At 72.7% G+C, this 23,048-nt stretch carries 22 protein-coding genes; 9 read left to right on the top strand and 13 right to left on the bottom strand.

Translation table 11 applies throughout. The annotated features are described in order from the left end of the window. Positions 1–16: 16 nt before the first annotated feature. The 3 genes from ACIBI9_RS44095 (at position 17) to ACIBI9_RS44085 (ending at position 5,405) form a co-directional block, all read left to right on the top strand. Positions 17–835 carry a PIG-L deacetylase family protein gene (locus ACIBI9_RS44095; RefSeq protein ID WP_397231802.1) on the top strand — a complete coding sequence of 273 codons (819 nt, stop codon included), beginning with the start codon at positions 17–19 and terminating at the stop codon, positions 833–835. Positions 836–884: 49 nt separating this feature from the next. Next, positions 885–1,943, top strand: a complete 1,059-nt coding sequence (locus ACIBI9_RS44090; protein WP_397231800.1) for a lysylphosphatidylglycerol synthase domain-containing protein — start codon at positions 885–887, stop codon at positions 1,941–1,943. A 66-nt stretch (positions 1,944–2,009) separates the two neighbouring features. Then, a complete protein-coding gene (locus ACIBI9_RS44085; protein WP_397231798.1) occupies positions 2,010–5,405 on the top strand; it encodes a BTAD domain-containing putative transcriptional regulator in 3,396 nt (1,131 codons plus the stop codon). Here the strand turns inward: ACIBI9_RS44085 and ACIBI9_RS44080 are convergent. Beyond that, complete coding sequence (locus ACIBI9_RS44080) at positions 5,374–5,874, bottom strand: hypothetical protein (protein WP_397231796.1); 501 nt, start codon at positions 5,872–5,874, stop codon at positions 5,374–5,376. The two genes, ACIBI9_RS44085 and ACIBI9_RS44080, sit on opposite strands and share 32 nt — an antisense overlap. 151 nt (positions 5,875–6,025) lie before the next feature. Here ACIBI9_RS44080 and ACIBI9_RS44075 point away from each other — a divergent pair, with 151 nt between their 5' ends. Beyond that, positions 6,026–6,544, top strand: a complete 519-nt coding sequence (locus ACIBI9_RS44075) for a DedA family protein (RefSeq protein ID WP_397231794.1) — start codon at positions 6,026–6,028, stop codon at positions 6,542–6,544. On the opposite strand, the gene ACIBI9_RS44070 is transcribed toward ACIBI9_RS44075, so the two are convergent. Further along, a complete protein-coding gene (locus tag ACIBI9_RS44070) occupies positions 6,521–6,730 on the bottom strand; it encodes a YegP family protein (RefSeq protein ID WP_192787332.1) in 210 nt (69 codons plus the stop codon). The genes ACIBI9_RS44075 and ACIBI9_RS44070 overlap by 24 nt on opposite strands. A 101-nt stretch (positions 6,731–6,831) precedes the next feature. Here ACIBI9_RS44070 and ACIBI9_RS44065 point away from each other — a divergent pair, with 101 nt between their 5' ends. Next, positions 6,832–7,668, top strand: coding sequence for a D-alanyl-D-alanine carboxypeptidase family protein (locus tag ACIBI9_RS44065; RefSeq protein ID WP_397231792.1), 837 nt, complete (start codon positions 6,832–6,834; stop codon positions 7,666–7,668). On the opposite strand, the gene ACIBI9_RS44060 is transcribed toward ACIBI9_RS44065, so the two are convergent. The 7 genes from ACIBI9_RS44060 to ACIBI9_RS44030 all read right to left on the bottom strand — a co-directional run bounded on the left by ACIBI9_RS44060 (position 7,630) and on the right by ACIBI9_RS44030 (position 14,676). Further along, positions 7,630–8,403 (bottom strand): ATP-binding cassette domain-containing protein, encoded by a 774-nt coding sequence (locus ACIBI9_RS44060; RefSeq protein WP_397231790.1) that lies wholly within the window; start codon positions 8,401–8,403, stop codon positions 7,630–7,632. The two genes, ACIBI9_RS44065 and ACIBI9_RS44060, sit on opposite strands and share 39 nt — an antisense overlap. Further along, positions 8,400–9,377, bottom strand: a complete 978-nt coding sequence (locus ACIBI9_RS44055) for an ABC transporter ATP-binding protein (protein ID WP_397231788.1) — start codon at positions 9,375–9,377, stop codon at positions 8,400–8,402. The genes ACIBI9_RS44060 and ACIBI9_RS44055 overlap by 4 nt, the downstream gene beginning before the upstream one ends. Then, positions 9,374–11,293 (bottom strand): ABC transporter permease subunit, encoded by a 1,920-nt coding sequence (locus ACIBI9_RS44050; RefSeq protein WP_397231904.1) that lies wholly within the window; start codon positions 11,291–11,293, stop codon positions 9,374–9,376. The genes ACIBI9_RS44055 and ACIBI9_RS44050 overlap by 4 nt, the downstream gene beginning before the upstream one ends. An 83-nt stretch (positions 11,294–11,376) precedes the next feature. Then, the gene (locus tag ACIBI9_RS44045; protein ID WP_397231787.1) at positions 11,377–12,819 is read right to left on the bottom strand and encodes an ABC transporter substrate-binding protein; all 1,443 of its coding nucleotides are present in this window, start codon (positions 12,817–12,819) and stop codon (positions 11,377–11,379) included. Positions 12,820–12,915: 96 nt separating this feature from the next. Continuing rightward, positions 12,916–13,518 carry an MBL fold metallo-hydrolase gene (locus ACIBI9_RS44040; RefSeq protein ID WP_397231785.1) on the bottom strand — a complete coding sequence of 201 codons (603 nt, stop codon included), beginning with the start codon at positions 13,516–13,518 and terminating at the stop codon, positions 12,916–12,918. 410 nt (positions 13,519–13,928) lie between these two features. Then, positions 13,929–14,444, bottom strand: coding sequence for a hypothetical protein (locus tag ACIBI9_RS44035; RefSeq protein WP_397231783.1), 516 nt, complete (start codon positions 14,442–14,444; stop codon positions 13,929–13,931). 52 nt (positions 14,445–14,496) lie between these two features. Continuing rightward, positions 14,497–14,676, bottom strand: a complete 180-nt coding sequence (locus tag ACIBI9_RS44030) for a hypothetical protein (protein ID WP_397231781.1) — start codon at positions 14,674–14,676, stop codon at positions 14,497–14,499. Between the two features lie 72 nt (positions 14,677–14,748). Here ACIBI9_RS44030 and ACIBI9_RS44025 point away from each other — a divergent pair, with 72 nt between their 5' ends. Both ACIBI9_RS44025 and ACIBI9_RS44020 read left to right on the top strand, forming a co-directional pair. After that, on the top strand, positions 14,749–15,801 hold the full coding sequence (locus ACIBI9_RS44025; protein WP_397231779.1) for a LacI family DNA-binding transcriptional regulator: 1,053 nt from the start codon (positions 14,749–14,751) through the stop codon (positions 15,799–15,801). Between the two features lie 293 nt (positions 15,802–16,094). Beyond that, the gene (locus ACIBI9_RS44020) at positions 16,095–16,370 is read left to right on the top strand and encodes a hypothetical protein (protein WP_397231777.1); all 276 of its coding nucleotides are present in this window, start codon (positions 16,095–16,097) and stop codon (positions 16,368–16,370) included. On the opposite strand, the gene ACIBI9_RS44015 is transcribed toward ACIBI9_RS44020, so the two are convergent. The 4 genes from ACIBI9_RS44015 to ACIBI9_RS44000 all read right to left on the bottom strand — a co-directional run bounded on the left by ACIBI9_RS44015 (position 16,352) and on the right by ACIBI9_RS44000 (position 20,313). Next, positions 16,352–17,806, bottom strand: a complete 1,455-nt coding sequence (locus tag ACIBI9_RS44015) for an MmgE/PrpD family protein (RefSeq protein WP_397231775.1) — start codon at positions 17,804–17,806, stop codon at positions 16,352–16,354. The two genes, ACIBI9_RS44020 and ACIBI9_RS44015, sit on opposite strands and share 19 nt — an antisense overlap. Before the next feature lie 13 nt (positions 17,807–17,819). Further along, positions 17,820–18,614, bottom strand: coding sequence for a cyclase family protein (locus ACIBI9_RS44010; protein ID WP_397231773.1), 795 nt, complete (start codon positions 18,612–18,614; stop codon positions 17,820–17,822). A 75-nt stretch (positions 18,615–18,689) separates the two neighbouring features. After that, entirely contained in the window at positions 18,690–19,502 is an 813-nt protein-coding gene (locus tag ACIBI9_RS44005; RefSeq protein ID WP_397231771.1) for a TrmH family RNA methyltransferase, read from the bottom strand. Further along, positions 19,495–20,313: a DUF4184 family protein gene (locus ACIBI9_RS44000; RefSeq protein WP_397231769.1), complete on the bottom strand. Its 819-nt coding sequence runs from the start codon at positions 20,311–20,313 to the stop codon at positions 19,495–19,497. The genes ACIBI9_RS44005 and ACIBI9_RS44000 overlap by 8 nt, the downstream gene beginning before the upstream one ends. A 117-nt stretch (positions 20,314–20,430) precedes the next feature. Here ACIBI9_RS44000 and ACIBI9_RS43995 point away from each other — a divergent pair, with 117 nt between their 5' ends. Both ACIBI9_RS43995 and ACIBI9_RS43990 read left to right on the top strand, forming a co-directional pair. Further along, positions 20,431–21,069: a hypothetical protein gene (locus ACIBI9_RS43995; RefSeq protein ID WP_397231767.1), complete on the top strand. Its 639-nt coding sequence runs from the start codon at positions 20,431–20,433 to the stop codon at positions 21,067–21,069. A gap of 192 nt (positions 21,070–21,261) precedes the next feature. Beyond that, a complete protein-coding gene (locus tag ACIBI9_RS43990; protein ID WP_397231765.1) occupies positions 21,262–23,031 on the top strand; it encodes a substrate-binding domain-containing protein in 1,770 nt (589 codons plus the stop codon). The last annotated feature ends 17 nt before the right edge of the window (positions 23,032–23,048 follow it).

The raw sequence follows: 23,048 nt of genomic DNA, 5'->3' as shown, positions 1-23,048 counted from the left end.
AGACTAATCTGGGCGTGTGCCTCCACGTACCGCAGTGTTCTTTCACGCCCACCCTGACGACGAGGCCCTGCTGACGGCGGGCACCATGGCGATGCTCGCGGCCGAGGGACACCGCGTGGTGCTCGTGGTGGCCACCGCGGGCGAGCGCGGCCTGGCCGAGATGGAGCCGGGCGAGGCGCTCGGCGAGACCAGGCTCAAGGAGCTCTACGAGTCGGCCGCGCTGCTCGGCTGCGCCCGCGTGGAGTGCCTCGGCTACGGCGACTCGGGGCTGAGCCCCAAGGGCGGCATCGCCGAGGAGCGGCCCGACAACGCCTTCATCGACGCCGACACCGAGGCTGCGGCCAAGGCGCTGGCCGCGATCCTGCAGGAGGAGGAGGCCGACCTGCTGGCGATCTACGATCCGGCGGGCGGCTACGGGCACCCCGACCACGTGCAGGTGCACCGGGTGGGCAAACGGGCGGCCAAGATCGCCGGCACGGAGATCGTCCTGGAGGCGACGGTCAACCGCGATCCGCTGGTCAGGCTGCTGCGGCTGGCGGGCCGGTTCTACAAGTTCCCGCCGGAGTTCGACGTACGGACGTTCGAGAGCGCGTACTCGTCGAGCGAGACGATCACCCACCGGGTCAACGTCAGGAAATACACGCGCCAGAAACGCGCGTCCATGGCCGCGCACGCCTCCCAGGCCAGCGGCGGCGACAGCGACCGCACGCTCGCCGTCATGCTGAAGGTGCCCCGCCCGCTCTACCGCCTCGTCTTCGGCACCGAGTGGTACGTCCGCCGCGACCTGCCGCCGGGCACCCGGCTCACTCATCCCTTCGACCAGTGGCCGAAATGATTCCTCCGGAGGAGGATCCTCGTCCGCGGACCCGTCAGACTGGACCCCGATGAAGAACAAGTGGCTCCAGATCGCGCTGTCCGTGCTGTCGCTCGGGCTGGCCGTGCTGCTCGTGGTCTACCTCCCGCAGATCGTGCGCACGCTCACCGGCAAGCCCGTCTCCTGGCACGAGATCGGCCGGGTCTTCGGCACGCTCGGCGCCGGCGAGATCGCGCTGATGGCCGCGCTGTGGCTGCTGAGCCTGCTGGCGTACACGTTCGTGCTGACCAACTCCCTGCCCGGCCTCAACAACCTGCAGGGCCTCACGCTCAACGCGGCCGGGAGCGCGGTCAGCAACCTGCTGCCCTTCGGCGGGGCGGTCGGCGTGGCGGTGTCGTTCGCGATGACCAGGGGCTGGGGCTTCTCCACCCGCTCGATCGTGGTCATGACGCTGGTCAGCGGCATCTGGAACACGATGTTCAGGTTCATCCTGCCGGCCGTGGGGATCATCGCGCTGCTGGCGGCCGGCGAGGCGCCCAACGCCACCGTCGCCAAGGCCGGGTGGACGGGCGCGATCTCGATCCTCGTGCTCTGCGCGATCGTGGCCGTCGCCCTCTACTGGGACCGCGCCGCCGCCGTGCTCGGCCGCGCGCTCGACGGCGTCACCCGGCTGCTGCGGCTGAAGATCCACGCCTCCGACGCGTTCCACAAGCTGCGCGCCGACACCGCCGGCGTCGTCCGGACCAGGTGGCCCGGGCTGTCGCTCGCCATGATGTTCTTCCTCGGCTTCCAGTGGTCGATCATGGCGACGTGCCTGCACGCGACGGGCGCCTGGCCGGGGTTCGCCCAGTCGATCGCCGTCTTCGCCCTCTCCCGCGTGCTCACCGCCGTCCTGATCACGCCCAGCGGGGCCGGGATCATGGAGGGCGGCGTGGTGCTCCTCCTCACCGAAGGTTTCGGCGTCGGAGTCGCTCCGGCCACCGCGACCGCACTGCTTTTCGGCTTCTGGACTTACACTATCGAGATCCCGTTCGGCGGCCTGGCACTGGGCGCATGGGCGCTCCTGCGCAGGCGCAACGGCCGGAACGCCGGCGCGGAGCCCCCGTCCGCGATCTCGAAGGCCCAGTAGTGACAATCCCAAACCCATCAAAGACCTTGTGCGTGATTCATAGGCCCGCATAGCGTGGCGGCTGACATGGTGGCGTTCCGAGTTCTGGGGCCAGTCGAGGCGTACGAACACGACGACGAACTCGACCTCGGCGGGTTGCGGCAGCGGGCCGTCCTCGCCCGGCTTCTCGTGGCCAGAGGTCAGGTCGTGCCCGTTGACACGCTTCTTTACGATCTGTGGGATGACGACGGGGCCAAGGGCGCGCAGTCGGGCCTGCAGGTCTACATCTCGCGCCTGCGCCGGGTGCTGGAGCCCGGCCGCCCGCGCGGGGGGCCCAACCGGCTGCTGGTGACGGTCGCGTCCGGCTACGCGTTGCGGGTGGCCTCCGACCAGGTCGACGCGCTCAGGTTCGAGCAGCTCGTCCGCGCGGCGGGCGAGCACCTCGAAGAGGGCGATCCGCAGTCCGCCCGAGGCCGCCTGGAGAAGGCGCTGGGCCTGTGGCGCGGCACTCCCTATTCCGACTTCGCCGACCAGTCGTGGGCCGAGGCCGAGGTCAACCGGCTGGCGGAGCTGCGTCTCGTGACGCGCGAGCGGCACGCCGACACCGGGCTGCGGCTCGGCCTGCACGCCGAGACCGTTCCCGACCTGGAGGCGCTCACCACCGAAAATCCGCTGCGCGAGGAGGGCTGGCGGCTGCTGGCGCTGGGCCTCTACCGCTGCGGCCGGCAGGGTGACGCGCTGGCCGCGCTGCGCCGGGCCAGGAACATCCTGGCCGACGAGCTGGGCATCGACCCGGGGCCCGCGCTGCGCAAGCTGGAGTCCGACATCCTGGCCCAGTCTCCGGAGCTCGACCTGGCCGTCCCCGCGCGCCCCGCGCGGCCGGCCGCGCCGGTCACCGACACCTGGCCGCCCAGGCCGGCCGCGGCCGTCGAGCCGCCGCCGCTGGAGCCCGAGCCGTTCGTCGGCCGCGACGCCGAGCTGGCCAGGCTGACCACGGCGGCCTCGCGCACGGGCCGGTTCCAGGTCGCGATCGTGGCCGGGGTCGCGGGCGCGGGCAAGACCACGCTGCTGCGCCAGCTGGAGAGCAGGCTCGGCACCGACGGCTGGATCACCGCGTCCGGCGCGTGCCCCGACTCCAGCGCCACCCCGCCGGGCTGGGCGTGGGTGGAGATCCTGCGCGCCCTCACCGGCACGACCGGCGCGGGCGAATACGCGCAGCTGCTCGCGCCGCTGCTCGACGACGCCGCCCCCGATCCCGACGAGGACGAGGCGTCCGGCGGCTTCCGGCTGCACCGCGCGGTCGGTGGCTACCTGGCCGGGGTCGCGCGCCGCGCACCGGTGCTGCTGACCCTGGAGGACCTCCACTGGGCCGACGACCAGACGCTCGCCCTGCTGCGCGCGCTGCCGAGCCTGCTGGCGACCAGCCGGGTGCTGCTCGTGGTGACGTGCCGGGAGAGCGAGCTCGACGACCGCCAGTCCGACGTGCTGGCCGCGCTGGCCAGGCTGGGCCCGGTCCGCGTGGGCCTGTCGGGGCTCGACCCGAAGGCCGTGGCCGAGCTGGTCAAGGCGACGTGCGTACGTGAGATCGACGAGGAGGCCGTCGAGTCGATCGTCGAGCGCACGGGCGGCAACCCGTTCTTCGTCCGCGAGACCGTGCGCCTGCTCGACTCCGAGGGCGCGGCCGACCGGGCCAGGGCCACCGAGGTGCTCTCGCAGGTGCCGTCCGGCGTGCGCGACGTGCTGCGGCGGCGCATCTCGCGGCTGCCGTCGGGCGCCCAGCAGATCCTGCTCCAGGCCGCCGTGATCGGGCGCGACGTGGATCTCGACGTGCTGATCGCCGTGTCCGGCGACGAGGACGCGGTGATCGAGGCCGTGGAGGCGGCGCTGCTGGCCGGGCTGGTGACCGAGCCGGGGCCCGGGCTGCTCAGGTTCGACCACGACCTGGTGCGCGACACGATCTACTCCGACGCCTCCAGGCTGCGCCGCACGAGGCTGCACGCGGCCGTGGCGGCGGTCATCGAGCAGCACACGCCGTCCGACGTGGCGGCGCTGGCCCACCACTACTTCCTGGCCGACGCGGCCGGGAAGGCGGTCCACTACGCGGGGCTGGCGGCCGAGCAGGCCGAGCGGCGTTTCGCCCACCGCGAGGCGGCCACCCTGTGGGAGCAGGCCATCGCGGCGTTCGACCGCTCGCGCGACGAGCAGAGCGGCGCGCAGACGCCCGAGCGCAGCAAGGATCGCCTGCGGCTCATGCTGCGCCAGATCAGGGCGCTGGCGCTGTGCGGCGACATGACGGCGGCCCGGCTGCTGCGCCGCCAGGCCATGGACGCCGCGCTGCCCCTGGGCGACCTGGAGATCACCGCGAAGGTGGCGGCGTCGCTGGCCGTGCCGCACAAGGGCATGGCGCGCGACTTCACCCGCACGGCGTGGGAGATCGTCGACGTCACCGAGCAGGCGCTCATAGACCTGCCCGCGGGCGAGCAGCGGCTGCGGGCGAGCCTGCTGACCACGCTGGCGCTGGAGCTGGAGGGCTCCTCCTCGCCCGAGCGCGGGCGTCAGGCGTCGCTGGAGGCGCTGGAGCTGGCCAGGCAGAGCGGCGACCCGACGCTGATCGCGGCGGCGCTGAGCGGGCGGCTGCGGCAGTCGTACGACATCCCCGCCGTCGACACCCGGGAGAGCATCGGCAGGGAGCTGCTGGAGGTCGCACAGCGCTCGGGACAGATGGCCACGCAGGCGCTGGCCCACCTGGTGCTGCTGGAGTGCGCGGCGGCCAGGGGTGAGTTCGCGGTCGCCGACGAGCACGCGGCCGCCGCCGACGCCCTGGCCAAGCAGTACGACCTGTCGGCGCCGGCCGCGGTCGTGGTCTGGTACGCGGGCCAGCGGCTGATGATCGCCGGTGACTACGCGGGCGCCGAGCGGGCCTACCGCGACGCGGCCAGGATGACGGCGCGGGCGGGCATGCTGGAGGGCCGCGAGGCCCTTCCGCTGATCACGATGTTCTGCCTGCACCTGGTGGACGGCCGGGCGGCCGAGATGGTCGACCTGCTCGCCGAGGCCCACCGGCGGGGCGCCAAGTGGACGCTCGACGCGTACGCGCTGGCCCTGGCCTCGGCCGGGCACCTCCAGGACGCCAAGGCCGTGGCCGCCACCCGCCCGCCGGTGCGGCCCGACTTCCTCTACGAGCTGGCGATGACCTGGCGGGCGCTGGCCGGCATGCTGCTCGACGACCGGGAGCGGATGGTCGACTGCTACGACAAGCTCAAGCCGTTCGCCGACCGGGTGGCGGGCGCGGGCACCGGCGTGGTGGCGCTGTGGCCGGTGGCGCTGACGCTGGGCGACCTCGCCGTGCGCCTGGGCCAGCCGGACGCCGCCCGCGACCACTACGAGAAGGCTCTGGAGGTGGCCGAGCGGGTCGGGGTGCCGCGCTGGGTGGAGGCGGCGCAGCGCTCGGTCAGCAGCTCATCTGGAAACGGTCGCTCGTGACGGTCTTGAGGCCCTTGGCCGACAGCTCGACGCGGTACCAGCCGGGGTCGCCGGAGATCTCGGGCCGCCACTCGACGGTTTCCTCGGCGCCCAGGAAACCGTCGTAGTCGACCAGGTACGTGCGCCAGGACTTGGTGGAGGGGCTCCAGCGGGCCAGCTTCCAGCCGTAGTGCACGCTCTGGCCGGGCTCGGGGCTGACGAGCACGCTGCGCGCGACGAGCGGCCCCGAGCAGGCGCCGGCCAGCCCGTCGAGGGTGACCTCGCCGGGCCGGGCAGCCGGGGCCAGTTCTTCGGCGACGGGGACCTCGCGGGCCGACAGGGTGATGGTTTTCACAGCCGACGGCGCGCCGTCGGCGGCGCTGTAGGCGGAAAAGCCGACGTACGCGCTGGTGAACGCCAGAGCGGCCACGAACAGCTTGGCCGCGTTCGCAGTGCCACTCGCCAGGACGGCCGCGCTTCTCGACGCCATCTTCAACACCCCTTTTGCCTCACCCATAGAGTGAACTCGGGTGGTTGAGTCCTGGTTGTCGGCTGGTTGCGGCGGCTTGCAAGCCGATATGGCGAAAGCTTGCAACTTGAACTAAGGTAAGCCTGACCTAAGGCTTGGTGAGGGGTGAGACATGACCGGCATCGCCGATCCCACGAGGCCTTATTGGCTCGGTCTGCCCTACTGGCTGGTGGGCGCCATCCTGATCCTCGCCCTGTTCGGCGCGTTCCAGGTCTACTACTGGGTCGGGCGCAAGCTCGGCGTGAAGCTCTACGACTCGCGCGTCGGCGCCCGGGTGGGGCGCGAGCGCATCGCGAAGATCGAGCACGTCGTCGAGAAGTGGGGCGCGCTGGCCGTCTACGGCTGCTTCTGGGTGCCCATGCTCCGGCACACGCTGCCGTGGGTGGCGGGGGCGCTGCGGGTGTCCTACCCCTGGTACGTGGTCGCGAGCGCGCTGGGCTGCCTGACCTGGGCGCCGATCTGGTGGTTCGGCATCACGGCGCTCGTGTGGGGCTGGCTGGAGCTGGCCGCGCGCTCGCCCGTCACGGCGGGGGTCGTGGCCGTGCTCGCCGTCGCGGCGGCGTTCTGGCTGGTGGTGCGGCGCAGGAGGAAGCGGCGCGCGGCCTCGTCAGAGAAGGCTCTGGTCTCCTAGACCCCGCCCGGTCCGGTCGTCGATGACGGCCTCCGGAGCGTTCCTGCGCACCGTCTCGATGCCGTTCACGCAGGCGGCCTTGCTCGGGTAGCCCTCGCCGACCGCGAGCGTCTGCCCGTTGTTCGCCACGAGGGCGAAGCGGAAGCCGCCCTGCCCGTCCTCACTGATCACGAACCTGCCCGCCACGACCGCTCCTCTCTAACCTGGCATTGATTTACCCCCATCTGATCGGGCTTTATGGCGTAGTTAGGCAAACGAACCCTTGATCTCCTGCCAACATGATTGCCATGCGTATTGGGGGTTTCATTGGCTCCGCCGTACTCGCGCTGGTTGTGGGGGTCGCCTCCCCGGCCGCGGCGGCGGACGCGCCGGAGGTCGCGGCCAAGTCGGCGTACGTGGTCGACTCAGCGGGAACGATCCACTTCGGCAAGCGCGAGACTCGCCGGGTGCCCGTGGCCAGCCTGGTCAAGGTCATGACGGCGTACGTCGTGCTGCGCGAGGCCCGGCCGGGCGACACGATCACGATCACGGCGACCGACGTCAAGCACGCGACCAGCAACGGCGCGACCACGGCGGCGCTGAAGAAGGGCGAGCGGCTCACGGTCAGGGACCTGCTCTACGGCCTCATGCTGCCGTCGGGCGCCGACGCGGCCAACGCCCTGGCCCGGCGCTACGGCCCGGGCAAGACGGCGTTCGTCGCCAAGATGAACCGCACCGCCCGCGCCCTCGGGCTGGCCGACACCCGCTACACCAACCCCGACGGGCTGCCCACCCCCGGGAACGGCGGCTACTCGACGGCCGTCGACCAGGTCAAGCTGGCGGAGCGGGCGCTGGACGACAGCACCTTCGCGGCCGTGGCGGGCACCAAGGTGCACAAGGTGGCCAAGACCGCGCTGCACCGGGCCCACACCTGGCGCAACTCGAACAAGCTGCTCTCGCGCGCCGACGGCGTGCTCGGCGTGAAGACCGGCTACACGCGCGCCGCCGGCTACTGCCTGCTCTTCGCCGGCGAGCGGGGCGGCAAGCGCGTGGTCGGCGTGCTGCTCGGTGACCAGAACGAGCGCCGCTTCGAGACGGCCGAGCGGCTACTGGACTACGCGGGCGAGCAGATCGCCGGCGGCTAGCAGCTCGCGGGTGTACGGGTCGGCGGGGGCGGCCCACACCTGACCGGCCGGACCGGTCTCGACGATCCGGCCGTGGCGCAGCACCGCCACGCGATGCGCCACGTGCCGGATCAGGGCCAGGTCGTGACCGATGAACAGCTGGCCCAGCCCCAGCTCGTCGCGCAGCTCGGTGAGCAGGTTGACGATCCCGGCGCGTACGGACGGGTCCAGCGCGGACACGGGCTCGTCCAGCACGAGCAGCCTGGGCTCGCAGGCGAGGGCGCGGGCGATGCCGACGCGCTGGCACTGCCCGCCGGACAGCTCGTACGGCCTGCGCCCGGCGAGCGAGGGATCCAGGCGGACGAGGTCGAGGAGCTCGCGCACCCGGGCGGGGCCGGTCAGCGGGTCCCAGCGACCCTGGACGCGCAGCGGCTCCGCGATCGCGTCGTGCGCCCGCAGGCGCGGGCTGAGCGAACCGTACGGGTCCTGGAAGACCGGCTGCAGCGCGGGCCGCAGCGGGCGCAGGGCGCGCTCGTCGAGCGCGGTCAGCTCGCGGCCCTCGAAGCGCACCGAGCCCGCCTCGGGCCTGCGCAGCATGAGGACGGCGGCGGCGATGCTCGACTTGCCCGACCCCGACCCGCCGACCAGCGCGAGCGTCTCGCCGGCGGCCAGGGTGAACGAGACGCGGTCCACCGCCAGGACCTGCGCCGGGTAGCGCACGGTGAGATCGCGCACCTCCAGCAGGGGTGTCGTCATGCGGGCTCCTGGTAGAGATCGGTGGTCGGACCGGGCAGCTCGCCGAGCCGGTGGCAGGCTGCCAGCCTGTTCTCCCCGGCCTCCTGCGGCTGTGGCTCCCGCTCGCGGCAGACGTCGACGGCGGCCGGGCAACGGGGGGCGAAGGCACACCCGGACGGCAGCGCTCCTGGCGCGGGCGGCGAACCGGCGATCGCCGGGAGCGGCCGTCCCGTCACCTCGCGCGGCGGGAGGGACGCGACGAGGCCGCCGGTGTAGGGGGCGCGCGGCCCGCGCAGCACCGCGCCGGCCGGGCCCGACTCGACGAGCCGTCCCGCGTACATGACCAGGACGCGGTCCGCGTACGCGGCCGCCGCCCCCAGGTCGTGCGTGACCAGCAGCACGGCCGGCCGCCTTCCCTCGCGCGGCTCCGTCAGCAGGCCGAGAATCCGGGCCTGGACTATGGGATCCAGCGCGGTGGCCGGTTCGTCGGCGACGACGAGGGCGGGGTCGTTGACGGTGGCCATGGCGATCACCGCCCGCTGGCGCATCCCGCCGGAGAACTCGTGCGGGTAGGCGCGGGCCCGCCGTGCGGCGTCGGGGATGCCGACCCGTTCCAGCGCGGCCACCGCGCGCTCCCAGGCCCGCTTGCGACCCAGCCGCCGCACGGCGCGGGCGAGCTGGTCTCCGACCGGGTGCACGGGGCTGAGCACCGACAGGGCGTCCTGCGGGACGAAGGCGATCCGCCGGCCGCGTACCTGCCGGTAGACGTGCTCGGGCGCGCCGGACAGCTCCCGCCCGTCCAGGCGCACGCTGCCGGACATGCGCGCGCCGGGCGGCAGCAACCCGAGCACGGCCCGGGCGGTCAGCGACTTGCCCGCGCCGGACTCGCCGACGACGGCGAGCGTCTCGCCCTCAGCCACGTCGAACGAGAGCCCCCGTACGACCTCCGTGCCCGCCACGCCGACCCGCAGATCCCGTACGCGCAGCAGCGTCATGCGGCACCCCCGATCCGGCGGCCCGCGGTCGAGAGCGAGACCGCCAGGGCGGCCAGCAGCAGGAGCATCCCCGCGGGGACCAGGGCCGCCCATGGCGCGCGCTCCACGTACGGCAGCGACTCCGCCAGCGTCAGGCCCCACTCGGGCGCGGGCGGCTGGGCCCCCAGGCCGAGGAAGCCGAGGGACGCCATGGCCAGCGCGATCCCCGGCAGCCGCAGCACCGCGTGCCTGGCGACCGGGCCCGCGACCGCGGGCAGGACGTGGCGGGTCAGGATCCAGGCGGGCGAGGAGCCGATGGCGCGCTGGGCGGTCAGGTGGGCGGCGGCGCGTACCTCGGAGACGAGGGCCGCGGCGTGGGCCGCGAGCGCGGGCCACGAAACGAGGGCGACCGCGACGGACGCGCCCAGCGTGCCGGGCCCGAGCACCGCCGCGACCAGGATCCCGGCGATCACCGGCGGCACGGCGTTGGCCACCTCGGCGGCTCCGGAGGCCAGTCCGGGCAGGAGGCCTACGGTCAGGGCGATGACGTACGAGCCCGCGCAGACGAGCGCGGAGACGCCGAGCGTGGCCGCGGCGCCATGGCCCACCCTGGCCAGCACGTCCCGGCCCAGCGCGTCGGCGCCCAGCGGGTGATCCCAGCTCGGCCCGGCCAGCCGCACGGCCACGTCCACGGCCAGGGGGTCGAGCACCAGCCCCCAGCCGACGGCCACCGCCAGCACGGCCCCGCACACACCGGAAACCGGCCCGACCACCCTGCCCCCGCCCGCCACCACGCTAAGGACAGCCCCGACCCGCCGGAGCACCCACCCACCAACCAGCCCACCACCCCGGCCGCGGCCGGCCCCAGCATCACCGCCTCGCCGGCCACCGCTGCCTTGGCCGCCGCCGATGACCGGTGCGGGAAGCGAGAGGGCGGCGTCGCGGAGTCCCGGGCCGAGCATCCAGTGCCGGGCGGCGCTCGCCAGGATCCCGGCGAGCACACCGAGCAGGACGAGGGCGAGCACCGCGGCCTGGAGCAGCGGAAGGTCCTGAGCCTCCGCGGCGCCCAGCGCGGTCCGGCCGATGCCGGGCACCGCGAACACCGTCTCGACCGCCACCGCCCCTCCCGCCAGCCCCACGGCGACCAGCCCGAGCTGAGGCACCAGAGCGGGCAGCGCACGGCGCAGCGCCGCCCGCGCGATCACCCCGGGACCACAACCCGCCGAACGCCACAGCCCCACCCACGGCTCGGCGAAGGCCGCGGGCAGCGTGTCGTCCACCAACCGCCCCAGGACCCCACCGGCCGGGATGCCCAGGGCCAACGCGGGCAGCACCAGGTGCCGCGGCTCCTGCCAGCCGTAGGGCGGCAGCCAGCCCAGCCACACCGACAGCGTCACCATCAGCACCGTCGCGATGAGGAATTCAGGCAACGCCCCCAGCACCGCCGCCACCGCCCCCGTACCACGACCCCGCCGAGTCCCCCGCGCGCCGCGCACCAGGGTGGGTGCGCACAGGGCGCACGTCAGCGCCAGCGTCACCGCCAGCGCGGCGGCCATCAGCGTCAGCGAGACGCCGAGCCCGGACAGCACCGAGGGCAGCACCGCGCTGCCGTCCGCCCACGAACGGCCGAAGTCGCCGCGCAGGACGCCGCCCAGCCACTCGCCGAGCAGCGGCAGCGGACCGCCGTCCAGGCCCAGCTCGCGACGGATGGCCTCCAGCGCCTCGGCCGTCGGCTCCTGCTCGGCCGACCGGGCCCGCAGCAGCGACAGAGCGGCATCACGACCGGACAACCAGGGCAACAACCCGACCACGACGACGATCACAACAAGCGCGACACTCCGCGCGAACAGCACCCCGCCACTCCTCGCCACGGCCCGGGAGAGCACCCTGCGAAGCCGCGTCCCCGCAGCATCCGAGGGCACCCCGCGAACGCGCATCCCAGCGGCACGCGAGAACAGCCCGCGGAAGCGCGTCGTGCTGGCCTGTGAGGGCGGCCCGTCGGTGCGCGTTGGGGATCCGGTCATTTGACGCGGGTCTCCGCCGTGATCAGGACGCGCTCGCGCGGGTCCTTGGCCGAGTCCAGCACCGTGGTGGCATCGCCCTGGATCACGCGCTCGTGCAGCATCGGTATGGCGGCGTCGGTACGCAGGATCATGGCCTCGGCCTCAAGGGTGGCCGCGTGCCTGGCGGGACCGGCGTCCGCCGCCGCGGCCTTGCCCACCGCCCGGTCGACGTCCTCGTCACACAGGCAGGCCAGGTTGAAGGAGCCGTCGCAGGTGAAGTCGGCCTGCATGTACGCCACCGGATCCCCCGAGTCGAGCACGGTCGCCCGGGAAAGGACGAACGCGTCGAACTTCCCGGCCAGCGCGTCCTCCTCGATGTGCGCGTACTCCCGTACCACCAGCTCGACCGCGAACCCCGCGCCCCGGAGCTGCTGCTGCAGCACGGAGGCGACCTCGGGCAGCTCGGCGCGGTCGGAGTAGGTGGCGAGGGTGATCGCCACGCCCTTCGCGCTCGCGGGAGCCGTACGCTCCCCCAGGCTCTTGCGGCCCTCGGCGGCCCATGGCAGGGCGGGCCCCAGCAGGCCCGAGGCCACGTCGGCGCGTCCCTCGTACACCCCCCGCACGAGCTGCCCCGCGTCGATGGACGCGCGCGCGGCGGCACGCAGGCCGGGGCTCTTGAACGGCCCCTTGGCGGTGTTCAGGTACAGGGTGTTGGTGCGCGGCATCGGCACCTCGCTGATCGTCTCCTTCGCCAGCAGCGCGGCCTGCGAGACCGGCACCGCCTCCGCGATGTGCGCCTCGCCGCTGCGGATGGCGGCGGCGCGGGCGGCGCCGTCCGGTACGAAGGAGACGTCGATGCCCGGCGCCTTGGCCTTCGTGCCCCAGTAGCCGTCGTGGCGGTCGAGGGTGGCGGTGGTGGTGCCGTTCACCTTGATCAGCTTGAACGGGCCGCTCCCGGTGCCGACCGGATCGACCTTGCCGTCAGTGCCGTACGCGCGCTCGGCCAGGATGGCCAGCTGCGGCGAGGACAGGCGGTGCGGGACCAGCGGGTCGGGCACGCGGGTGGTCACGACGACCTTGCCGCCCTCGGCCGTGGCGGTCAGCTCGACGCCGTCGAGGATGCGCGGCTTGGGCGTTGCCTGGGTCGCGCGGGTCAGCGCGTTGGCGGCGACCTGGGCGGTCAACCGGCTGCCGTCGTGGAAGGTCACGCCGTCGCGGACGGTGAACTCCCAGGTCCGTTCGGAGGTACGGGTCCACGCGGTGGCGAGCGCGGGGTGTGCGTCGCCTCTCGCGTCCAGGTTGACCAGGGTCTCGGCGGTGGACCAGCGAGAGAGCTTGAACGCGTCGTCGCTGAAGGGCGACAGGCCGGAACGCGGAGGTTGGAGCATCGCCACCTTGATCCGGCCCGTGCTCTGCCCGCCCGCCGGGGCGGAGCACGCGGACAGGGAGAGGACTGTCAAGAGGGCAAGCCAGAAGCTGCGGTGTTGCACGGATTGTCCCAAATTCAGGGGGAATGAGCGGGACGAGACACTAGCATATGATAACCGTTTCCATATTCACGCCCGATAGGTGCGCCCCTCGACGCCCCACTCCCCGAACGGCGGCTGCTCACCCCGGTCGATCGCCCGGATCGAAGGGCGGCCGACATGGGCGAACACCAGCCGCCCCACCCGGCGATCACGTGCCTCCCGCGCGACCTGGAGCACGCTGGCATGCCCACCCACGCCCCCGGCGAAGCGGATCGGCCGGTCCCACCCGGCGGCGTCGGCGAACATCAGGTCCACCCCTGCCGCCCAGTCCGGAAAGACCCAGAACTCCGGCGCCCAGACGGCCCGCGCCCCGGCCGTCCTGACCAGGTAGCCGTAGGTGGGGTGAGAGGTGTGACTGACCGGCAGCGGCACGATCTCCACGCCCGGGCTCTCATAGGACGCCACCCCGACAGTCAACGCGAGCGCCCGCGCCGTGCGGCGGATCTGCGGCATCAGTTCGGCCCGCTCGTCGCAGACCAGCCAGCCGTCGAGCCGCTCACCGTCCGCGGCGTCACCGCCCCCGTCGAGCAGGACGCGGTGCCCACGCCAGCCGACCAGCAGCCCGGCGGAGCGGTAGCGCGGGGAGTTCATCGCACCGACCCCCACCAACCGCAACCACACGACCGTCACCCCCGATCCCACCTTCCCGGCCCGCCACCGAGACCGCCCCGAAGGCGCCACACCCTCCCCTGCCCGACGTCCGGCGCCCCTGACGCGCCCGCGCCATAGTCGGCTACCAGCGGACCGCAGATGGCAGCTCTCAGCGGCGCCCCATGGCCCTTGGCAGCGACCTGCGGAGGCGGCACCCCGCCCGACACGCCCGGGCCGCAGGCGGCGACCGGTAGTCGCAGCCCTGCGCGACACGCCCGCGACGGTCGGCGGGCGCGGCGCACCGATCTCCGCGACCGCGCCGTGGACGCGGGTGGCGTCTCGAAGGTGACCGGCGGGACGCGCCGACGACCGGCCGCCCTCCAAGAGCAGGGGCATGCCGGACGCCGTTCACGGCCGGTCATGGCAGGTGCCCGCAAAAGGCAACAGGCTCACCCGAAGGTGATCCGGCCGCTGCCGGGAAGCGTGTTCATCCCCCGTGTCGCGCAGCCGAGGATGGCCGCCGCCGGCGAGAGGCCGCCGCGGACGCGCTCCCCCTTGAGCGCGCCGGCGGCGATGGTGCCGGTGAGCAAAGCATCGGCCGGATGCTGGGTGGCGAGCCGGTCGGCCTTGATCCGCAGCCTCGAGATGCCGACGGGCCGCCCGTCCGCGCCGAACCAGGTGATGACGGCACCCCCGCGCACATGGCGGGCGCTGGTGCACGAGGCCTCCGCCGTGGCCTTGACGGCGACCCAGCCGGAGCGCAGGGACGTGGCCGAGCCGTCGGGTGAGGTGCAGCCGGTGAGCTGGAGGTTCCCCCGGGCGGCGACGCGCCGCGGCGTGAGTCCGACCTGCGGCGCGAAGGCCAGCGGCCGCTCGGACGGCGTGGCGACGGTGCAGGTCAGGGCCGGGCCCGGGAGGCCCTCCGGGGCCGAGGTGACGATGGCGATGATCCAGTCCAGGTACATGAGCCTTCCCCATGGGCTGCTGTACGTAATCAACCCCTCACATTGTGCTGCATCACGCGGTACGGCATGCAGGATCCAGCCGATCCGCGGTCCACCTGAGCGAATGCGCCACCCGTACGCGCACCCTGGCCCTCGTGCGATTCGCCCGCCGGGGCGCGCCCGGCAGGGCTTCGCCCAGCGACTCCCGATAGCCCATCGCGGTCTGGTGGGCGAGTACTTGCATGGCGTCCATATATCCTCCTTAATCAATTAAGACCTTAATCGATTAAGACAAGCCGGGCAAGCTCTTCGGTACGGTGGGACGATGGCCAGGGTGACACTGCAGACGATCGCCGACCGGCTGGGCGTGTCCCGGGCCACCGTGTCCTACGCGTTCTCCCGGCCCGACCAGCTCAGCGACGGGCTGCGGCAGCGGATCATGGAGGTGGCCGACGAGCTCGGCTACGCCGGGCCCAACCCGACGGCGCGATCGCTCAGGCTGGGGCGGGCGGGGGCGCTCGGGCTGCTGTTCAGCGAGACGCTGGCGTACGCGTTCGCCGACCCGTACTCGATCGGGTTCTTCCAGGGGCTGGCGACGGCGGCCGAAGACGCCGGGGTGGGGCTGCTCATCCTGCCGCTGCCGCACGGCGACCGGCGGAGCGAGACCGTCAGGGACGCGGTGGTCGACGCGTTCTGCGTGATGTCGCTGCCCGACGGGCATCCGGCGCTGGCGGAGGTGCTGGCCAGGAAGCTGCCCGTCGTGATGGTGGACGAGCCGTACGTGCCGGGGCATCCGTTCGTGGGCACCGACGAGCCGGCGGCCGCGGCGACGGCGGCGCGGCACGTGCTCGAGCTCGGGCACCGGCGGATCGGAGTGGCCATGGTCGGGCTGCACGACGACGGCCACACCGGCTGGGCCTCCCCTGAGCGTCAGGAGAGCGCGGTGTACGAGGCCATGCGGCGCAGGTGCGGCGGCTACCGGCAGGCGTGCGAGGAGGCCGGGATCGACTGGTCAGGGGTGCCGTTCTACGAGGTGGCGCGCAACTCCCGCGAGGCCGGCAAGAAGGCGGGGCACGCGCTGCTGGGGCGGGACCCGCGCCCCACGGCGATCCTCACCAACACGGACGTGCTGGCGCTGGGGGTCCTCGACGCCGCCGCCGACCTGGGGTTGGAGGTGCCCGGGGAGCTGTCGGTGGTGGGGTTCTCCGACAGCGCGGCAGAGGAGGCGGGGCTCACCACGATCCGGCAGGCCAAGCAGGAGATGGGAGCGGCGGCGGGGCGGCTGCTGCTGTCGGGGGGCGCGGCGGAGCCGGAGCGGCTGGTGTTCCCGCATGAACTGATCGTCCGCGCCTCGACCGCTCCCCCGGCGCACGCCTGACGAACCGGGTCACGCCGGGAGGAGCAGCACGCCCGCCGCGGCGCCGACCAGGGCGGTACCGCCGTGCATGCCCCACGAGAGGCCGGGGTGGCCGCCGCGCCTGCGCCGCATGGCCTCGTACACCGCGCTCTCCTGACGCTCAGGGGAGGCCCAGCACCCCGCCACCGCCCAGAACCACTGCTCTGCTCGTCATCCGCACTCCTGCGGTTGACGGCCCGGCCGCGGGAAATCGGTTACCGGCCGGGGGTCACGTAGGTAAGGTTGCCCTCACACCCCTCCCGAAGGACAGCCCCATGGCGGAATTCATCGAGGTCCGAGCGACGGTCGAGGGCCACGAGAGGGCGGCCGCCCTGGCGCACGGCATCTTCAGCGCGGGCCTGGCGGCCTCGATCGACATCGCCGAAGTGCCGTCCCCGCGCCACGGCACGACCGTCTGGGAGCTCACGCTCATCACGACGGACGGGCAGGTCCCCACGCTCGAACGGCGCATCAGGGAGACCGACGACCGCTGCTCCGTCACCAGCCGGCCGGTCACGCCCGACGCCGACGGCTACCCCGACTGGCTCTGAGCCCCGCCACGCGCCTCCTCGCGCCAGGTCCCGTGCTCGTCGACGGTCAGGCGGAGCAGCGGCGCCGCCGAAGGCGCCGAGGGGAGGTTCCCGACCGCCGCCAGGAGGGCGTCCACCGCGTCCGGCGGCAGCGCCCGCCCCGCGTTGGCGCGGAACTTGACCCCCAGCTCATCCGCCGTCAACGGGTGCTCAGGCCCGCCCCGCGAGGAGTCCACGCGGTGCTCCAGCGTCGAGCCGTCACGCAGCCGTACCCGCATCACCGCCGCGAACGCGCGCGGGAAGATCTCCGACGCCCGCTCGTCGGCCACGCAGCGCACCCGCTTCGCCAGCTCCAGCCGTTCCGGGGACAGGGCGGCGAAGTCGTCCAGGGAGAGCCCGAGCCCGCCGCCGCCGTGCAGCGCCGCCGCCACCGTGTAGGGGCCCGAGAACTTCGCGTGGTACGGCGACCTGGGGGCGGTCTTCTCCTCCCTGGGCTCCGCGATCGTGCGCAGCACCGGGGCGGGCACGCCCAGCTCGATGTCCTCGACGTCGTCCGGGGACAGGCCGCCGGCCCGCAGCGCCAGGGCGCAGTCGATGGCCGGGTGGGTGAAGTGGTTGGTCGGGTAGGGCTTGTAGACCGTGCGCAGGAGCTCCCAACGCTCGCCGAGGCCCGACAGCAGCGCCGAGTCGTCGTACCGCCCGTCGAGCCAGGCCTGGAAGAACCCGAACCGGCCCTCCAGCACGGTCGGCGGTCCGGTCACGCCCTCCAGGGCGAGCACCGCGGCCGAGACGCCCGCGTGCGCGGCCCAGCCGCAGTGGACCCGCTTGATCGTCCCGCCCGTGCGGTTGGCCTCGATCACGCCCGCGCCCATGCTGGCCGCCACGCCGACCGCGTGCGCGATGCCGTCCGCCGTCAGGTCGAACAGCAGCCCCGCCGCGACCGCGGCGCCCAGCGTGCCGCAGATGGACGTCGCGTGCTGCCCCTTCTCGAAGAAGAGCGAATTGCGCGCCTCAGGCAGGTAGGAGGCCATCCCGAGGCGGTTGCACACCTCGACGCCCGCCGCGATCGCCGCTGCCAGCGCGGCCCCGCTCGCCCCGGTCGCCTCGGCGACGGCCAGCGCGGCGGGCACCACGGAAGCGCTCGGGTGCAGCACCGACGGCAGGTGCGTGTCGTCGTAGTCGAGCGCGTGCGCCAGCGTGCCGTTGACCAGCGCCGCCGCCGGGGCGGGGAGCCGGTCGCCGCTGCCGATCGCGCTCGCCTCCTCGACGCCGCCCCACCGGCGTACGGCCCGCAGCACGGCCGGTCCCGCGTCGCCCTCCGGCTCGGCGTAGGCAGCGAGGCAGTTGCCCAGCACGTCGAGCACCCGTCCGGTCACGTCGTCGCGCACCCGGTCGGGAACGCCCTTGTCACGGCAGGCGGCGGCGAACTCGGCCAGCCGCTGGACATGGGTTGTCATGGTCCCTCTCAGGTCAGTCGATCACGGCGAGCGGACGGACGGGGGCGCCGGTGGCGCCGACGACCGGCAGCGGGTTCAGCACCAGCAGGAACTCGCGTGCCCCCGAGTCCAGCAGCTCGGACAGCCGCATGGTCTCCACGATGTGGATGCCCGATTCCACCAGCATGATCCGGTGCACAGGGAGCGTGGCATGCCCGCGACCGGGCGCGATGTGCTCGAAGGCGATGGTCTCGCCGCCCACCACGCGCGGCCGGCGCTCGGCCAGCCAGCGCCCCGCCTCGGCGCCCGGCCCGGGGACGCCGTCCCGCTGGCCGACGAACTCCGCCGTCGATGCCCAGAGCCGTGACCAGCCGGTGCCGATGAGCACGGCGTCGCCGGCGCGGATCTCCAGGTCGCCGGCGGCCCGCGACAGGTCGTCGGGGGTGATCTCGTAGCCGGCCGGCAGCGTGTCCACGCCGTGCACGGCGGCCACGTCGAGCAGCACGCACCGGCCCACGTACGGCTCGAAGGCGTCGATGCCGAGCGCGCCGAACCCCTCGTGCGACATCACCTCGGAGGCGGGCCGCCCGCCGTACAGGAGCCCTTCCTGCGAGACGTGCGCGAGCGCGTCGACGTGCGTGCCGACGTGGCCGCCCGTGACGATGATCTCGTTGGCGGCGGAGCCGCCGTCCGGCCTGACCATGTCGCCGTGCCTGCGCTCCAGCGCCATCCGGAACGGGGGGTGGTTCGGTGACTGCGGCATGCCTTTGCGCATCGGCTGCGCGAGATCCAGGACACGCGCACCTTCCAGCGCCTTCCACAAGGACATCTCGGACGGCTCTCCTTTGTTCCGATCATGAAGACGGGCGTCTCGACAGTACACAAGACGGACAAACCGCCCCGATCAGCCCGCAGATCGCATCAACCCGTGACAGGCGATGGCCGCGGCGGCCACCACGTTGAGCGAGTCGACGCCCGCCGCCATCGCCGACCCGCTCATCGGGATGCACACCGCCCGGTCGGCCTCGTGCAGCCAGTGGGAGGACAGCCCGTCGCCCTCGGCGCCGAGCAGCAGCGCGACCCGGTCCGCCAGCTCGACGGTGTCCAGGGGCGTGGCCGCCTGGTCCGGGGTCAGGGCCAGCGTCTGGAAGCCCGCCTCCCTCAGCTGTGCCAGCCCGCCGAACCAGTCGTCCATCCGCGCGTACGGGATCGAGAACACCGCTCCCATCGACACCTTCACCGCCCGCCGGTACAGCGGGTCCGCGCACCGGGGCGACAGCACGACCCCGTCCACCCCCAGGGCGGCGGCACTGCGGAAGATGGCGCCGATGTTGGAGTGGTCGACCAGGTCCTCCAGCACGAGCAGCCGCCGGGCGCCGCCCTTGAGCAGGGTCTCGACGGCGGGGAGCGGGAGGCGTTCCATCGAGGCGAGGGCGCCGCGGTGCACCTGGAAGCCCGCGATGCCCGACATGATCTCGTCGCTCACCACATAGACCGTCGCGTCGCCCAGGACGTCCTCGAGCGAGACCAGCCAGCGGCGCGTCGTCAGGACCGAGCGGATCGGGTAGCCGGCGCCGACGGCCCGCCTGATCACCTTCTCCCCCTCGGCCAGGAACAGGCCGCGCGACGCCTCCAGGCTCTTGCGCAGCTCCACGTCCCGAAGCCGGGTGTAGTCGGACAGGCGGGGGTCGTCGACGTCGGTTACGTACTCAAGCACCTTCCGATACTGCCATGCGCCGCCTGACCTGCCAGACCGCCGCATAGCAGGCGAGCACCAGGCACAGGCCGATCAACGTGCCGGCGCCCGTCTTGGTGATCACGCTGGGCACGCCCAGGTGCGGGACGGGCTCGTCCACGAGGGGCCAGAGGAACGCTCCAGCCACCGTGCCGATCGAGCACAGCACCATGACGGCCGCACGCACGCGCGGGGCGATCCGCAGGTGTGCCGGTACGGGGGCCGCGGCCATCCGGGACAGACCGCGCCAGGCCCACCACACCACGACGGCCAGGCCGACCACGGACGAGACGTACTGCAGCAACCGGAAGACCCTGATCACGCCCATGACCGAGACCGCCAGCCAGTCGCCCCACTCCACCGGCCCGGTGGAGTGGGTGAAGGAGTCCCACAGGACGTGGCTGCCCGCGCCGATCACGCCCCCGACGACCATGGGGAGCAGGCGGAGCCGGGACGGCGCCAGGAGCGCTGCCCGGCCGGCCAGCGAGGGCGGGAGCAGCGAGATCAGCGGGTCCCTGAAGACGGCGTGGAAGAGCGGCAGCAGCACCAGCACGGCGGCCAGGTCGATGGTGACGACGCCGAGCCAGGAGTGCCAGTTGCCGTAGTCGGGCAGGAACGGCAGGAAGATCGGCAGATCGGGCACCATCGCCCCTAACGCCAACGCCCACGGGTCGGCGAACCTGCGTACGCGCTGTGACGAAATCAGCGGCACCATCGCGGCCATATGACTGGGCGTGAACGGCAACCGGCCCTCCCTCGGCGATCCGGGCAACCTTCGCGACCTGGTGATCACCGCTCATTATGCGGGCAAGCTTGACCATTCTTTGCCCGGGCGAAACTACGCTACGGTCTGTAATGGGTACGGTACGTATCGCTGTCGACGGCCGGATAGCCGGGAGTGCGGGGGGTCATGGTGCCTGACCAGCGGATTCATGAGCGTCCGGCCGCGTCAGCCGATTGGCTGCGCGCAGCCCGCGCCGCCCGGTCGCTCTCCGTCGCCACCCTGGTCTGGCTGAGCGTGGAAAGCACGCTCGGCCTGGCCGCCGGCTTCGCGGCCCACTCGCTGGCGTTGATCGGCTGGGGGCTGTCGGCGTTCGTGGAGGCGGCGGCCAGCCTGATCGTGGTCTGGCGGTTCACCGGCACCCGCACGCTCTCGCCGAGCGCGGAGAACACCGCCAGGAAGGCGGTCGCGGTGAGTTTCTGGCTGCTCGCGCCGTACCTCGTCCTGCACGTGGCGCACGACCTGGACGCGGGGCACCGGGCCACGCCGAGCGTGCTGGGGATCGTGGTGACGACGTTCAGCCTGATCAGCATGCCGGCGCTGGGGATGGCCAAGCGGCGGCTCGGCGCGCGCCTGGCGTCCGAGGCCACGTCGGGCGAGGGGACGCAGAACCTCATCTGCGCGGCCATGGCGGCGGGGGTGCTGGCGAGCCTGTGGCTCAACACGCTGGGGTGGTGGTGGGTCGATCCGGCCGTGGCGGTGGTGCTGGCAGCGGTGGCCGTACGGGAGGGAAACCGGGCGTGGCACGGCCATCAGTGCCGCCATTGATCCCCGATTCACCGATCATGCATATCTCTCATAAACCGTCACGCACGTGGCCAACTCCGCCCACACAGAGTAATCACCGCACCAAAAGGGCTGTTTTCCCGCACTCGCCACACCGAGTATCGTTCCCGGAGTATTGCGGAGCATCTCCCGCTAGGGTCTCCGGAAGGTCTCAAGCACACCTAAGAGGACATCGTGGGGCGACACCGCACAGACGAGCTTGATGGCGGATACAGAGCGCACGAACCCCCAGCCCGCAGAAGATCGAACGGGCGCGGCAGGGTTCTCGTACCGCTGGCCGGCGCCGTCGCGCTGGCCGTGCTCCTCGGTGTCGCCGCTTTCGTGATCTTCAACCGTGACCACGACTGCTCGGGCGGCAAGCTGGCCCTGCGGGTCGTCGCGACACCCGACATCCAGCCCGCACTGAACAAGATCGCGGGCAACTACAACAAGGCCATGCACTCGATCGACAGCAAGTGCGTCGAGGTGACGGTGGCCAAGGAGGCCGCGGCCAGGACCGCGAACGCGGTGGCCGCCGGCAAGGCCAAGGCGGACTTCTGGGTGGCGGACTCCAGCCTCCTCATGGAGAGCCTGCGCAATACCCCCGCCGGCCAGGCCCTGCCGCAGATCGAGGGGTCGGTCGCGACCTCGCCCGTCGTGCTGGCGACGGCCAAGTCGTTCGCGTCGAAGCTGAGCGGCGCCCTCCAGCCGAGCTGGGCCGCCATGATCTCGGCCGCGAACGTGGCCAACGTGGACGGGCCGGGCAAGAAGGTCCGCGTCCTCGCCCTCGACCCGCAGAAGAACTCCGCCGGGCTGGCCGCCCTGCTGGCCGCCGCCGGCACGGCGAAGGAGGCCGGGCTGGACAAGGCGCTGGTGGGCGCGATGAAGGAGCTGTCGGGCCAGCTCGCCTCCGACCCCACTGCGCTGCTGGCCAGCCTCACCGTGAAGTCCGGCAGCCGGGTGCCCATCGGCGTCACCTCCGAGCAGGCCATCTACGCCCACAACGCGAAGAAGCCGGAAGCGCCGGTGGTCGCCCTCTATCCGAAGGAAGGCACGCTCAACCTCGACTACCCGGTCACGGTCCTGACCAAGGACCCGGCGGTGCTCAAGGCGGCGGCGGACTTCAAGCAGGACCTCGCCACGGAGTCGGCCAAGAAGGCCCTGCGCGACGCGGGCTTCCGCAGCACGGACGGCAAGGCGGGCGACGCGCTGGCGGCCGACAAGGGCTTCAAGCAGGAGACGCCGACCGCGCTGGAGCCACCGGACGGCAAGACCGTGGCCAGGATGGTGCAGACCTGGTCCAGGCTGAACCTCGGCAGCCGCCTGCTCACGCTGCTCGACGTCTCGGGCACGATGGCGCTGCCGGTCCCCGGTACGGGCATGACCCGCATGCAGGCCATCAACAAGATCGCCACCGAGGGCCTGGGCCTGTTCCCCGCCGACTCCGAGCTGGGCCTGTGGACGTTCTCCACGCATCTGGACGGACAGGACAAGGACTGGAAGGAGCTCGTCTCCCTCGGGCCGGTCAGCGAGTCGGTCAACGGCACGCTGCGCAAGGACATGCTGGGCCGGGCGTTCGCCTCGATCCAGGCCAAGCCCACGGGCGACACCGGGCTGAACGACACGGTAAAGGCCGCGTACACGCAGCTGACGAAGACGTACCAGGAAGACAAGATCAACACGCTGCTGGTCCTCACGGACGGCGCCGGCAACGACGATCCTGACGGCGGCGTCAAGAACAGCGAGATCATCCAGTTCCTGAAGAAGACCTACAACCCGAAGCGGCCCATCAGCATCCTGCTCATCGCCTTCGGCCCGGAGGCCGAGAAGGGCAAGCAGCAGATGGACGCGCTGGCCAAGGCCGCGGGCGGCGAGGCTTACATCGCCAAGAACGTCCTGCAGGTGCGCGACTTCTTCCTCCAGGGCATGGAACGCCGCCTCTGCATGCCGGGCTGCGACGGCTGAGGGCTGACCGAGGTGCA

Source organism: Nonomuraea sp. NPDC050451, assembly GCF_044458585.1.
The sequence above is the reverse complement of the archived record's forward strand: the minus strand, read 5'-3'. Positions and strand labels throughout refer to the sequence as shown.

What these genes read in the sequence shown, in the direction of transcription:
- ACIBI9_RS43995 (WP_397231767.1), top strand. Translation starts at nt 20,431, where the DNA reads ATGGTGCCTGACCAGCGGATTCATGAGCGTCCGGCCGCGTCAGCCGAT.
- ACIBI9_RS44020 (WP_397231777.1), top strand. Translation starts at nt 16,095, where the DNA reads ATGGCGGAATTCATCGAGGTCCGAGCGACGGTCGAGGGCCACGAGAGG.
- ACIBI9_RS44065 (WP_397231792.1), top strand. Translation starts at nt 6,832, where the DNA reads ATGCGTATTGGGGGTTTCATTGGCTCCGCCGTACTCGCGCTGGTTGTG.
- ACIBI9_RS44050 (WP_397231904.1), bottom strand. Translation starts at nt 11,293, where the DNA reads ATGCGCGTTCGCGGGGTGCCCTCGGATGCTGCGGGGACGCGGCTTCGC.
- ACIBI9_RS44030 (WP_397231781.1), bottom strand. Translation starts at nt 14,676, where the DNA reads ATGGACGCCATGCAAGTACTCGCCCACCAGACCGCGATGGGCTATCGG.
- ACIBI9_RS44060 (WP_397231790.1), bottom strand. Translation starts at nt 8,403, where the DNA reads ATGACGACACCCCTGCTGGAGGTGCGCGATCTCACCGTGCGCTACCCG.
- ACIBI9_RS44080 (WP_397231796.1), bottom strand. Translation starts at nt 5,874, where the DNA reads ATGGCGTCGAGAAGCGCGGCCGTCCTGGCGAGTGGCACTGCGAACGCG.
- ACIBI9_RS44035 (WP_397231783.1), bottom strand. Translation starts at nt 14,444, where the DNA reads ATGTACCTGGACTGGATCATCGCCATCGTCACCTCGGCCCCGGAGGGC.
- ACIBI9_RS44075 (WP_397231794.1), top strand. Translation starts at nt 6,026, where the DNA reads ATGACCGGCATCGCCGATCCCACGAGGCCTTATTGGCTCGGTCTGCCC.
- ACIBI9_RS44025 (WP_397231779.1), top strand. Translation starts at nt 14,749, where the DNA reads ATGGCCAGGGTGACACTGCAGACGATCGCCGACCGGCTGGGCGTGTCC.
- ACIBI9_RS44010 (WP_397231773.1), bottom strand. Translation starts at nt 18,614, where the DNA reads ATGTCCTTGTGGAAGGCGCTGGAAGGTGCGCGTGTCCTGGATCTCGCG.
- ACIBI9_RS44015 (WP_397231775.1), bottom strand. Translation starts at nt 17,806, where the DNA reads ATGACAACCCATGTCCAGCGGCTGGCCGAGTTCGCCGCCGCCTGCCGT.
- ACIBI9_RS44090 (WP_397231800.1), top strand. Translation starts at nt 885, where the DNA reads ATGAAGAACAAGTGGCTCCAGATCGCGCTGTCCGTGCTGTCGCTCGGG.
- ACIBI9_RS44055 (WP_397231788.1), bottom strand. Translation starts at nt 9,377, where the DNA reads ATGACGCTGCTGCGCGTACGGGATCTGCGGGTCGGCGTGGCGGGCACG.
- ACIBI9_RS44085 (WP_397231798.1), top strand. Translation starts at nt 2,010, where the DNA reads ATGGTGGCGTTCCGAGTTCTGGGGCCAGTCGAGGCGTACGAACACGAC.